We start from the raw sequence: 11,400 nt of genomic DNA, 5'->3' as shown, positions 1-11,400 counted from the left end.
ACCGCGCCATGACCGCCTCCCCGATCGACCGCGAGACGGAGGAGGCGCTGATCCCGCTTTCGGCGCTGCAGCACTATCTGTTCTGCCCGCGCCAATGTGCGCTGATCCATGTCGAGCAGCTCTGGGCTGAGGATGTCGCCACGGCCGAAGGCCGGCTGCTGCACGAGAAGGCCGATTCCGGTCGGGCCGAGGCCCGGCCGGGCGTGCGCACCGCACGCGGCGTGGCGCTGCGCTCCGTGGCGCTCGGCGTGACCGGAAAGGCGGATGTGGTGGAATTCCACGGCGGCCGGCGCGGCGAACCCGGCATTCCCTTCCCGGTCGAATACAAGCGCGGCAAGCCCAAGGCGCACCGCGCCGACGAGGTGCAGCTCTGCGCGCAGGCGATGTGCCTTGAAGAGGCGTTCGGCGTGCCGGTCACGGAGGGCGCCCTCTTCTATGGTGAAACCCGCCGCCGCCTCCCGGTGCTCTTCGACGATGCGCTTCGGTCGCTCACGCTCCAGACCGCTGCCGCCGCGCGCACGATGATCGGTGCCCAGGTGACGCCGCCGCCGGTCCATATGCCGGCCTGCCGGCGCTGCTCGCTCGAAGCCCTGTGCCAGCCGGCCCGGCTGGAAAGGCCGCCTTCGGTGGCGCGCTGGCTCGCCGCGCAGATCGGATCGTGAGGCGGCCATGCGGCGCATGCTCAACACCATCTACGTCACCAGCGAAGACGCCTGGCTGCGCAAGGACGGCGCCAATCTGGTCGTCGAGGTCGACGGCACGGAGCGCGGACGCGCGCCGCTGCACATGCTGGAGGGCGTGGTCAGCTTCGGCCGGCCGGGTGCCTCGCCGGCGCTGCTCGCCGCCTGCGCGGAAGCCGGAATCACGCTGTCGCATCTCGACCCCAACGGACGTTTCCTCGCCCGCGTCGAGGGGCCGCGCACCGGCAATGTCCTGCTGCGCCGCGCAAAGTTTCGCGCCGTCGACGATCCCGCACGCGGCGTCCCCATCGTGCGCGGCATCGTCGCCGCCAAGGCCGCGAACCAGCGCACCGTCATCCGCCGGGCGCTGCGCGACCATGGCGCACCCTGCCGGCCGCCGGCCGGGAGGCGCTGGAGGCCGCCGAACGGCGCCTCACCGATGTCGCCCGCCGCACCCTCGGCGCGCCGGGCGTCGAGCTTCTGCGCGGGCTGGAGGGGGAGGCGGCGCAGGCCTATTTCGGTTGCTTCAACCATCTCCTGCGGTCCGGTGATCCCGCCTTCGTCTTCGGCGGCCGCTCGCGCCGCCCGCCGCTGGACCGGGTGAACGCGCTGCTGTCGTTCTTCTACGCGCTGCTGGGGCATGACTGCCGCTCCGCTCTGGAGGCGCACGGCCTCGACCCGCAGGTCGGCTTCCTCCACGCCGACCGGCCGGGCCGCGCCAGCCTCGCGCTGGACCTGATGGAGGAACTGCGCTCCGTCCTCGCGGACCGGCTGGCGCTGAGCCTCATCAATCGCCGGCAGCTCGCGCCGGGCGATTTCATCGTCGAGGACGCGGGCGGGGTCCGGCTGACCGACGCCGCCCGCAAGCAGGTTCTCGTCGCCTGGCAGGAGCGCAAGCGCGACGAACTTACCCACCCCTTCCTCGGCGAGACGATGCCGCTCGGCCTTGTGGCCCACGCCCAGGCGCAGCTTCTGGCCCGCCATCTGCGCGGCGATCTCGACGGCTATCCCGGCTTTGTGTGGAAATGATGCATGCTGATGCTGGTCGCCTATGATGTGCGGACCGAGACGGCTGCCGGCCGCCGCCGGCTCCGCCGTGTCGCGCGGGCCTGCCTCGACTATGGCCAGCGTGTGCAGAGTTCGGTGTTCGAATGCGAGGTCGACCCGTCGCAATGGGTGGCGCTGCGGGCGCGGCTCATCGCCGAGATCGAGGAGACGACCGACAGCCTGCGCTTCTATCGGCTCGGCGCGGACGGCAGGCGCCGCGTCGAGCATGTCGGGGCCAAGCGGACCCTCGATCTCGACGGGCCGCTGCTGTTCTGAGCCCTGCGCGAACCTCGAGCGCACATGCCGGCCCCAGGCGGTTCGCGCAGCCCGCAAACCGTTGCGGCCCCTCGAAAACCCTCCTCAAAACCCGGTTCCGCCGCCGGCGTCACCCCCCACGCGCCGAGGATCGCGCGATCAGCGGTTTTCTCCTTTTATCGCCAGCGTGTTAGTGAGGGAGCCGTCGCCCCTCACGCAGTGGCGTGGATCGAAACAAGCAGTGGGGCACGTGGGAACCGTCGGTAGATGTCGCCCCTCACGCAGGGGCGTGGATCGAAACTGAACGTCCGAGTATGTGAGCCACGCGGCTCTTGTCGCCCCTCACGCAGGGGCGTGGATCGAAACACCCGGCAGCGTACCGCCGCCGGTGCCGGCGCCGGTCGCCCCTCACGCAGGGGCGTGGATCGAAACTTCAGCGCTGCTGCGGAGTGAAGCAGATGCGCACGTCGCCCCTCACGCAGGGGCGTGGATCGAAACGTGCGGCCGGAGCTGATGGCCTTCACAGTCGGTTGTCGCCCCTCACGCAGGGGCGTGGATCGAAACGGGTTGCGCTTGGACCGACCCGACGAGGAACGCCGTCGCCCCTCACGCAGGGGCGTGGATCGAAACGTGGATATGTCGATCCAGCTGCCGCGTATTCCGAGTCGCCCCTCACGCAGGGGCGTGGATCGAAACATGGAGGCCTATGAGCAGGCCCTTGGGGACGAGGCGTCGCCCCTCACGCAGGGGCGTGGATCGAAACAGCTGCCGCGCATTCCGACCGGCGGTGTCATTATGTCGCCCCTCACGCAGGGGCGTGGATCGAAACGAACGCCAATATGGCGGCGCGGTGCAGCGGCAGGTGTCGCCCCTCACGCAGGGGCGTGGATCGAAACGAGCGCTTCGGCGTTGGCGGCGACGCTCTGAAGTGTCGCCCCTCACGCAGGGGCGTGGATCGAAACGCGAATCCATGCCGCCTGGATGTAGGCGACGCCATGTCGCCCCTCACGCAGGGGCGTGGATCGAACATCGTCCCATCGCCCTTGCCGCAGCCACGTCGCCCGTCGCCCCTCACGCAGGGGCGTGGATCGAAACAGGAAGGCCAGCCGCTCGGAGCAGATCGCGGCCACGTCGCCCCTCACGCAGGGGCGTGGATCGAAACGTGCGGCGCTACGTGTCCACCACGGCCGCGCCGACGTCGCCCCTCACGCAGGGGCGTGGATCGAAACAGGCGAACCTCGCCTCGCTCGGCTATGACATCCAGTCGCCCCTCACGCGGGGCGTGGATCGAAACCTGTGGGATGGCGAGCAACGCTGCATCCCGGTCGTCGCCCCTCACGCAGGGGCGTGGATCGAAACCTGTTCGTCGGCGCGTCGGCGAGTACGGGCAGCGGTCGCCCCTCACGCAGGGACGTGGATCGAAACCGGCCAGAGGCAGGCGCCGCCCGCTGCCTCGATGGTCGCCCCTCACGCAGAGGCGTGGATCGAAACGCCATGGACGACGCGGCCTTCGGCCGGCGCGATGTCGCCCCTCACGCAGGGGCGTGGATCGAAACCGTGGCCTCGACGACCTTGCCCGGCAGCAGCAGCGTCGCCCCTCACGCAGGGGCGTGGATCGAAACTGAGGCCGCCATGAAGCTCTACGGCTATCACCACATCGCCCCTCACGCAGGGGCGTGGATAGAAACGCCTGAAGCTCCGCGAAGACGCCGGGGAAGCCAGGTCGCCCCTCACGCGGGGGCGTGGATCGAAACCAGCCTATCGAGACGACTCGCGAGGCGCTGGAGCGTCGCCCCTCACGTAGGGGCGTCAATCGCACGGTGTGCGCCGCCCCTAGAAGGGGTGCGCAAGGAATCTGTCTTCATCTGGGAAAATCTGGAGCGGGCGATGGGATTCGAACCCACGACCCCAACCTTGGCAAGGTTGTGCTCTACCCCTGAGCTACACCCGCTCGCTCCATGTCCGGGCGGCGTTGACAGCCGCTCCCGAACGGGCCGTCTCTATGCCCCAGCCTCGCGGGGAATGCAACGGGCTTTCGCAGCTTTTCTCACAGCTCGATGACACGGGCGATAGCCGGGCGTTCTCGCTGCCGCGCCGCTACACCGCCCGCAGCGTGAAGGCATCGGCGAGGCGGGCGCCGTCGCCCGCGCGCTCCAGCCGGCAATGATGGGCAAGACGCCCCTCCGCGCGCCCCTCCGCGCGCCGCGCCGCCAGCCAGCGCACGCGCAGCCGCTCGCCGGGGTCGATGTTGCCGGAGAAGAACACCTCGCGACGCAGCGTTGTCGCGCGTGGCGCGCGCCGTCCGTCGAAGTGCCATTCGGCGCGGTCCACGAAGGCGACGAAGCTGGCGAAATAGAGAAAGCCGGCGCCGTTGAAATCCTGCACCGGGCAGGGGTCGATCTCGAAGCTGCCCCCTTGCGCCGCGCTGTCGAACGCGAAGCCGGGCGGCACGGCGAGCCGGCCGGCCCGCAGCGCTGCCGCCCGGCCCGCCAGCCCGTCGGGCACGGGCGCGGGGGGCGGGGGGAAGCCTTCCAGCGCGACGCGCGCCACTGTGTGGTTGCCCCCGCCGGTGGCGCGGCGCACGAAGGCGGAGACCAGTTCGACCTGTCCCACCGGGCGGCCGGCGAGGCTCAAGGCGTGGCGGCTGGCGCATTGCGTGCGCGAGACGCGGGCGATGTCGGAGCGGATGGTGAGCCGGTCGTTCTCGCCGGGCGCGGCGAAATCGGCGTCCTTCACCGCGAGTGCGGAGAAGGCGGCATAGACCGGGGCGCCGTCGGCATCGCGAAAATCGGGCACGTCGCGCCCTGCCATGCGGGCCAGCAGCATCCAGTGGCGGTCGCCGAGCTCCTTCAGCAGCCAGCTTTCCGACAGGCCGCCGAGCGCGAGCTGCGGCATGCCGAGGCGGACCGTTCCTTCCATCGCCGGCACCGTCCCGCCGTCGAGCGGCAGGTCCGGCACGAAGGCGGCATTGGGCAGGGCCATGTTCATGCCGCGCTCTCCCGCCCGGCGCCGGCGAGGCGCGCGGCGATGTGGTCGACGATGTGGGCGGCGTCGCGCCCGACGCTGCCGAAGCGGCCGGAACCCCAGGTGTGCAGCCAGGGCAGGCCGATGAAGTAGACGCCCGTGCTCGCCGTCACGCCGCGCCGGTGCTGGGGGTGGCCGGCGCCGTTGAACACCGGCGCGTCGAGCCAGCGGAAATCCGGCCGGAAGCCGATGCACCAGACGATGGCGGCGATGCCGGAGGCGGCGAGGTCGAGGGTCGGACGTTCGCCGGCCGGCTGCCAGACCGGCTCGTAGCGCGAGGCCGGCGGCGCCTCGATGCCCTTCTCGGCGATGTGCCTGTCGATGGCGGCGTTGATGCCGTTATAGGTGCGGTCGGCCTCGTCCAGCGCGGCGTTCAGGTTGGTGTCGAAGACGAGCTTCGCCCCGTCATAGTCGCGCAGCACGCCGTAGAGCTCCATGCCCTCGCGCGCGAACTTGCGCAGGTCGATGTCGCGTCCGCCGTCACGGCCGGTGACGTAATGGTTGGTGTTGTCGCGCACGCCTTCGCGCAGGGGATGTTCTTCCACCGGCATGTCGTAATAGCCCATGTCGGCGAGCCAGGTGACGACGTCGCGGCCACGGTAGAAGCGCGCGCAGCGCGGCGCGTTGCCGACGGCGAGGAAGACCTTGCGGCCGGCGAGGTGCAGGTCCTCGGCGATCTGCGCGCCGGACTGGCCCGAACCCACCACGAGCACCGCGCCTTCGGGAAGCTGACCGGCATTGCGGTATTGCGCCGAATGGATCTGCGCGATGGCGGGCGGCAGGCGCTCGGCCATGCGCGGCACCACCGGCTCGTGATAGCCGCCGGAGGCCACCACCACATGGTCGGCGCTGATGTCGCCCGAGGTGGTGGAGACGTGGAAACCGCCTTCCGCGCGGGGCGTCACCCGGCGCACCGCCACGCCCTCGCGGATCGGCGGATCGACCTTGGCGCGGAAGCCGTCGAGATAGGCGAGGATCTGCTCCTTCACCATGAAGCCGTCCGGCTCCGGCCCGTCATAGGGATGGCCGGGCAGGTCGCACTGCCAGTTCGGCGTGACGAGGCAGAAATTGTCCCAGCGCTGGGTTGCCCAGGCGTGCATCGCTTTGTTCTTCTCGATCACGAGATGGCCGATGCCCTGCTGCGTGAGGTGATAGCTGGTCGACAGGCCGGCCTGGCCGCCGCCGACGATGACCACCGGGTAGTGCTGGACGCGGTTCTCGTTCATGTCGTGTCTCCGGGGTTCACGCGTCGAAGGTTTCGACGGCGACGCGGGCATTGGGAAAGGCTGAGAATGTGCGGGCCACGGCCTCGATGCGGGCGAGCTGGCCCATGGCGCGCGAGCAGGGGAAGCCGTAGCGCGCCTCGACGCGCTGGCTGGCGATGGTCAGAGCCTCGCGGCTCATTGTGAGGAAATCGGCCAGCGGGTAGCTCTCGCCGGGCCGGAAATAGTCCTTGATGACGAGTGAGGGCGAGTAGCAGCCCTCACGCGTGCCGTCCGGCCAGCGGACGGTGAAGCGCATTTCAGGCATGGACGGTCTCCGCGAGGTATCGATAGGTCGGCAGATGCGCGGCCGCGGTCTCCGCCCAGCCGTGGCGGGCAGCGACCCTGGGGCCGCGTGCGGCAAGCCGCGCCGTGTTCTCGGGCTTGAGCGCCAGCACGAGCGCATCGGCGATGGACGCGGCATGGAACGGGTCGCACCAGACCGTCTCGCGGGCGCCGATATGCTCGGTGAAGGGGGCGATGGCGGAGACGACGGTCGGCACGCCGCAGGCCATCGCCTCCAGCGCGACGAGGCCGAACCCTTCCTTCACCGAGGCGAAGGCCAGCACGTCGGCGAGACGGTAGAGGGCGGGCATGTCCTCCTGCGCCAGCGGGCCGGTGCGGACCACCGCGTCGGCGGGCAGGCCGGAGGCATCGAGCGCGGCGGCGAAGCCGGCCCGGTAGACATGGTGATCCAGCACGGTGGCGCCGCCGGCGATGACGAGCTGCGCGCGCGGATGCAGGGCGCGGAGCTGGACGAAGGCCTCCAGGATGCGCCGTGTGTTCTTGCGCTCCTCCACCCCGCCGACGCTCAGCACGATGGGCCCCGGGCCGAGGCCGAGACGCTGCGCCAGGCCCGCCTCGCGCCCGTCCGGCACGGGAGAGAAGCGGGCGCGGTCGACGCCGTTGCCGACGATGACCGGCTCCAGCCCATATTCGGCCGCGAGCTGGTCGCGCCACATCCGGCTCACCACGAAATGCCGGTCGGCGCTCACGATGGCGCGTCGCTGGAGCGCCTGAAGCGCCGGATCGGCGAAGGCGTCGACATGATGGACGGTGCGGGCGAAGCCGGCGATCAGCCCACGCTCCCGCAGCGTCGCCAGCGCATTGCCGGAAATGCCGTCCTGCGCGTGGAAGACGTCGAAACGGCGATGCGAGGGGTTCCCGAAATGGCTCACGTAATCGGCGGCGCGGATGCGCACCATCTCGGCCACGTCCGTGCCGACCGGAGAGGCCGGCACGCTTTTCGTGGCGCACAGGGTCGGACGGAAGAAGCCGGCGCCTTTCGGGTCGGGCGCGTGGACCACGGCCTCGTGGCCGAGCCGGGCGAGGGCGTCGCCGAGTTCCAGCGCGTGCACCACCCCGCCGCGCGGATTGGTGGAATGGGCGAGGACGGCGATGCGCAGCGGGCGATCCGGGGCGAGGCTCATGCCGCGTCCTCCGTCGTTGCCGTCATGTCCGCCGGGGCGGGCGGGCCGCAGCCGATCAGCGGCGCGCGGGAAAAGTCCCAGATCGTCTCCTCCAGCGGGCCGGCGCCGACGCGCACCCGGCGGTCGGCCGTCACCGAGCCGATGGCGGCGGCGGCGATGCCGCGGCCGAGGAAGGCGGCGAGCACCGCCGGCACCGCCTCTGGCGTCGCGGTCAGCAGGTAGCCATAGCTCGGGAAACTCATCAGCCAGCGCGCGGGGTCGACACCCTCGGGGGCGGGCACCTTGCCGAGCTCGATGCGCAGCCCGACGCCGGAGCCTTCCGCCAGCATCGCGCCGGTGCCGACCAGCCCGCCCTGGCTGATGTCCTTCGCCGCGCGCGCGAAGCCGGCCTCGGCGATGAAGGGCAGCACGTCGAGATCGCCGCGCAGCCGGGCGGCCGGGGCATCGGTCGCCGCCTCCCAGTTGGAGAACGGCTCACGGTAGCGCCCGCGCAGGTCGATGGCGGCGATCAGCGTCTCGCCGGGGCGCGCGTCGAAGGAGGTGAGCAGCCGCTTCGCCCGGCCCAGCACGGCGACCGAGAGCTGGCTGCGGTCGGACGTCAGATTGGTGTGGCCGCCGACGACGGGCACGCCGTAGCGTTGCGAGGCGGCGCGCAGACCTTCCAGCACCGGCGCGGCGCCGGCCTCGCCATGCGCCCAGACGGCGTCGACCACAGCGGTCGGGCGCCCGCCCATGGCGGCGATGTCGGAGAGGTTCACCATCACGCCGCACCAGCCGGCGAACCACGGGTCGCCGGCGACGAACTCGTTCATGAAGCCTTCGATGGCGAGGAGCAGGAAGCCGTCGCCGTCCGGGATTGCCGCGCAGTCGTCGCCCACGCGCACCGCCTCGCGCCCGTCGAGGCCGAGGCGGGCGGCGGCACGCGCGATGTCGGCCTTCGCCGCCAGTCCCGCCGAGGCGCGTAGCCGGCTTGCAACCTGTTCGAAGGCGGCGGTGGGGAGGGCGAGCCCGGCCATGTCAGGCCGCCTTCCGCGCGGCGCTGCGCGGGAAGGCGCGCAGCCCGGTCTCGGCGTCGTGGATGGGGGGGTAATGGGCGAGGTCGGCCTGCATCAGATAATGCGGGCGGCCGTGCAACTCCTTTTCCTCGACGATGTGCCAGTGGAGGCGGCGGAACAGCAGGCCGTTCTGCGCCTGCACATGGGCGAGGAAGCGTGTGCAGCCGCGCGCATGGGCGGAGGAGACGGCGAGGCGGATGAGCGCGGCGCCGAGCGCGCCGACCTTGCGGTACTCCTCCGCCACGGCGAGACGCGAGCCCCACCACACGCCCGGCTCGGCCTCGTGGACGCGCACCGTGCCGACCACGTCGTCGGCCAGCAGACCGAGCATGGAGACCGCGACGATGGGGATCGCCACCTCATCGATGCCGTCGCGGTCGTCGCCGCCGAACAGGCCCTGCTCTTCGCAGAACACCCGACGGCGCAGCGCGCCCGCGCAGCGCCGCTCCCAGGTCTGGGTGGCGAATTTCACCTGGAAGTCGGAGGCGAGGAAGGGGCGGAAGGGCTCGAAGATCATGCGCAGCCCCCCGGCGCGCGGGTGCGCCGCTCATAGGTCGACAGGGCCGAGCAGGCGCCGCATTTGGCGCAGCCCGCCTTCACCTCGATGGATTTCAGCCCGGTCGCCAGCAGCATTCCCGACAGCGGGCCGAGGATGGAATTCATGAAGGCCGGCGAGGGCGTGGGGTGGCTTTCCAGCGGCGTGCCGGAGATCGGTACGAAGGGCACCACGAAGGGATAGACGCCCATGCGGGTGAGCCGGTCGCACACGGCGAGGATGTCCTCCGCGCTGTCGCCAAGGCCGGCGAGGATGTAGGTCGAGACCTGCCCACGCCCGAACACCGGCACGGCGGCGGCGAAGGCTTCGAAATAACGCTCCACCGAGACCTGCGCCTTGCCGGGCATGATCTTCTGGCGGACTGGCTCGGTGCAGGCCTCCAGATGCATGCCGAGCGCGTCGGCGCCGGCGGCGTGCAGCTTCGCGAACCACGCATCGTCGTCCGGCGGCTCGCACTGCACCTGGATGGGCAGGTCCACCGCCGCCTTCACCGCCCGCGCGCTCTCCGCGAGGATGGCCGCGCCGCGATCCTTGCCGGGCGGGGTGCCGGTGGTCATCACCATGTGCTTCACGCCGTCGAGCTCGACGGCGGCCTTCGCCACTTCGGCGAGTTGGGAGGGCGTCTTGCGCTCGACGGTGCGGCCGGCGGCCAGCGACTGGCCGATGGCGCAGAACTGGCAGGTCTTGGTGCGGCTCTGGTAGCGGATGCAACTCTGCAGCACCGTGGTCGCCAGCACGTCGCGCCCGTGCAGCACGGCGATCTTGGAATAGGGAATGCCGTCCGCCGTGGAGAGGCCGTAGAATTTCGGCTGGAGCGGAAAGGACACCTCGCCGAGCACCAGCCCGTCCCGGCTGATGCGGCTCCGGCCATAGGCGTCCGGCTTCTCGACGAGATAGGGGCTCTCGAAGGCCGGCGCCGTGTGTACGGGGACCATGACGGTCATGCCGTCGATGGTCATCGCCTTGTGGTCGGAAGGACCGGCCCCGCCACGGCGCGAATCGGCGCCGGCGCGGGGATCAACGAGCCGCACCCCGTAGGACTGCAACTCGTTGATCAGGTGCTCCGTCGGCAGCGGCCTGAGCTCGGTCGCCGGGTCCATCGGTTTCATCGGAAGCACTCCCGTAGCTGGCAAAGGAGGGAGCGGCCTGCATGTGCACGGGCACGGCGGGCCGGGTGTCGTGGTTGAGGCTGAGCAGTTCCGGGCGGGCGTAGTGGCCGACCGAATCCATCATCCGCTTGCGCTTGGTGATGAGCGCCATGTCGAGATCGGCGATGAGGATGCCCTCGCCGGAGGTGAGCGGAGGCACGACATGGCTGCCCTCCGGCGAGACGATCGCGGTCATGCAGCCGCCAGTGAGCGCCTTGCGCAGCCGCTCGTCGGGGGAGAGGCGGGCGACCTGTTCCTCGGTGAGCCAGCCGGTGGAGTTGACGACGAAGCAGCCCGATTCCAGCGCGTGGTGGCGGATCGTCACCTCGATCTGCTCGGCGAAGATCGGCCCGACCAGCGCGCCGGGGAACTGGGCGACGTGGATCTCCTCGTGCTGGGTCATCAGCGCGTAGCGGGCGAGCGGGTTGTAGTGCTCCCAGCAGGCGAGTGCTCCGACCCGGCCGACGGCGGTGTCGACGGCGCGGATGCCGGCGCCGTCGCCCTGGCCCCAGATCATCCGCTCATGGAAGGTCGGGGTGATCTTGCGGCGCTTGAGGAGGAGGCTGCCGTCGGCGTCGAAGACGAGCTGGGCGTTGTAAAGCGAGCCGTGGTCGCGCTCGTTGACGCCGAGCACCACCACCACGCCGAGCCGGCGGGCGCTCGCGGACACCGCCTCCGTCACCGGGCCGGGCACGATCACCGCCTGCTCGTAAAGCCGCATGTGCTCGGCCCCGGTGAGCACCGGCGGCTGCACGAAGGAGAAATAGGGGTACCAGGGCAGGAAGGTCTCGGGGAAGGCCACGAGCTTTGCCCCCTTGCCCGCGGCCTCCTCCAGCGCGGCGAGCACGCGGGTGAGCGTGCCCTCCAGGCTGTCGAGGTCAGGCGCGATCTGCACCGCGCCGACACGGACAATTCTCTTTTCCGCCATGGCGGCCTCCGTCGG

11 protein-coding genes, 1 tRNA gene, 1 pseudogene and 1 CRISPR repeat array are annotated in these 11,400 nt (G+C 70.9%); of the genes and pseudogenes, 4 read left to right on the top strand and 9 right to left on the bottom strand.

The features are described 5' to 3' along the window. Positions 1-8: 8 nt before the first annotated feature. The 4 genes and pseudogenes from cas4 (at position 9) to cas2 (ending at position 2,003) form a co-directional block, all read left to right on the top strand. Positions 9-662: a CRISPR-associated protein Cas4 gene (gene cas4, locus MWN33_RS01460; RefSeq protein ID WP_247198290.1), complete on the top strand. Its 654-nt coding sequence runs from the start codon at positions 9-11 to the stop codon at positions 660-662. 7 nt (positions 663-669) lie between these two features. Then, a pseudogene (locus MWN33_RS18985) lies at positions 670-1,002 on the top strand (CRISPR-associated endonuclease Cas1); the annotation flags it as partial. A gap of 65 nt (positions 1,003-1,067) precedes the next feature. Continuing rightward, the gene (cas1, locus tag MWN33_RS18980) at positions 1,068-1,709 is read left to right on the top strand and encodes a CRISPR-associated endonuclease Cas1 (RefSeq protein WP_343312670.1); all 642 of its coding nucleotides are present in this window, start codon (positions 1,068-1,070) and stop codon (positions 1,707-1,709) included. A 3-nt stretch (positions 1,710-1,712) separates the two neighbouring features. After that, positions 1,713-2,003 (top strand): CRISPR-associated endonuclease Cas2, encoded by a 291-nt coding sequence (gene cas2 / locus MWN33_RS01450; protein ID WP_247198289.1) that lies wholly within the window; start codon positions 1,713-1,715, stop codon positions 2,001-2,003. Between the two features lie 183 nt (positions 2,004-2,186). Beyond that, positions 2,187-3,211: a CRISPR direct-repeat array (repeat unit 32 nt; unit sequence GTCGCCCCTCACGCAGGGGCGTGGATCGAAAC). A 647-nt stretch (positions 3,212-3,858) separates the two neighbouring features. Here cas2 and MWN33_RS01445 read toward each other — a convergent pair. The 9 genes from MWN33_RS01445 to MWN33_RS01405 all read right to left on the bottom strand — a co-directional run bounded on the left by MWN33_RS01445 (position 3,859) and on the right by MWN33_RS01405 (position 11,385). Beyond that, positions 3,859-3,933 (bottom strand) — tRNA-Gly (locus tag MWN33_RS01445). Between the two features lie 146 nt (positions 3,934-4,079). Continuing rightward, positions 4,080-4,970 carry a Pnap_2097 family protein gene (locus MWN33_RS01440; RefSeq protein ID WP_247198288.1) on the bottom strand — a complete coding sequence of 297 codons (891 nt, stop codon included), beginning with the start codon at positions 4,968-4,970 and terminating at the stop codon, positions 4,080-4,082. After that, positions 4,967-6,232, bottom strand: coding sequence for an MSMEG_0569 family flavin-dependent oxidoreductase (locus MWN33_RS01435; RefSeq protein ID WP_247198287.1), 1,266 nt, complete (start codon positions 6,230-6,232; stop codon positions 4,967-4,969). The genes MWN33_RS01440 and MWN33_RS01435 overlap by 4 nt, the downstream gene beginning before the upstream one ends. Before the next feature lie 16 nt (positions 6,233-6,248). Then, positions 6,249-6,536: an MSMEG_0570 family nitrogen starvation response protein gene (locus MWN33_RS01430; RefSeq protein WP_247198286.1), complete on the bottom strand. Its 288-nt coding sequence runs from the start codon at positions 6,534-6,536 to the stop codon at positions 6,249-6,251. Next, positions 6,529-7,698, bottom strand: coding sequence for an MSMEG_0565 family glycosyltransferase (locus MWN33_RS01425; protein WP_247198285.1), 1,170 nt, complete (start codon positions 7,696-7,698; stop codon positions 6,529-6,531). Before MWN33_RS01425 ends, MWN33_RS01430 begins: the two co-directional genes overlap by 8 nt. After that, positions 7,695-8,714 (bottom strand): sll0787 family AIR synthase-like protein, encoded by a 1,020-nt coding sequence (locus MWN33_RS01420; protein ID WP_247198284.1) that lies wholly within the window; start codon positions 8,712-8,714, stop codon positions 7,695-7,697. The genes MWN33_RS01425 and MWN33_RS01420 overlap by 4 nt, the downstream gene beginning before the upstream one ends. Position 8,715: 1 nt before the next feature. Then, complete coding sequence (locus MWN33_RS01415; protein WP_247198283.1) at positions 8,716-9,270, bottom strand: MSMEG_0567/Sll0786 family nitrogen starvation N-acetyltransferase; 555 nt, start codon at positions 9,268-9,270, stop codon at positions 8,716-8,718. After that, positions 9,267-10,409 (bottom strand): MSMEG_0568 family radical SAM protein, encoded by a 1,143-nt coding sequence (locus MWN33_RS01410; protein WP_247199757.1) that lies wholly within the window; start codon positions 10,407-10,409, stop codon positions 9,267-9,269. Before MWN33_RS01410 ends, MWN33_RS01415 begins: the two co-directional genes overlap by 4 nt. Beyond that, entirely contained in the window at positions 10,327-11,385 is a 1,059-nt protein-coding gene (locus tag MWN33_RS01405) for a Nit6803 family nitrilase (RefSeq protein WP_247198282.1), read from the bottom strand. The genes MWN33_RS01410 and MWN33_RS01405 overlap by 83 nt, the downstream gene beginning before the upstream one ends. Between the last annotated feature and the right edge of the window lie 15 nt (positions 11,386-11,400).

The sequence above is a fragment of the Ancylobacter koreensis genome (genome assembly GCF_023016525.1).
GTDB classification, from domain to species: Bacteria; Pseudomonadota; Alphaproteobacteria; order Rhizobiales; family Xanthobacteraceae; genus Ancylobacter; species Ancylobacter koreensis.
The sequence above is the reverse complement of the archived record's forward strand: the minus strand, read 5'-3'. Positions and strand labels throughout refer to the sequence as shown.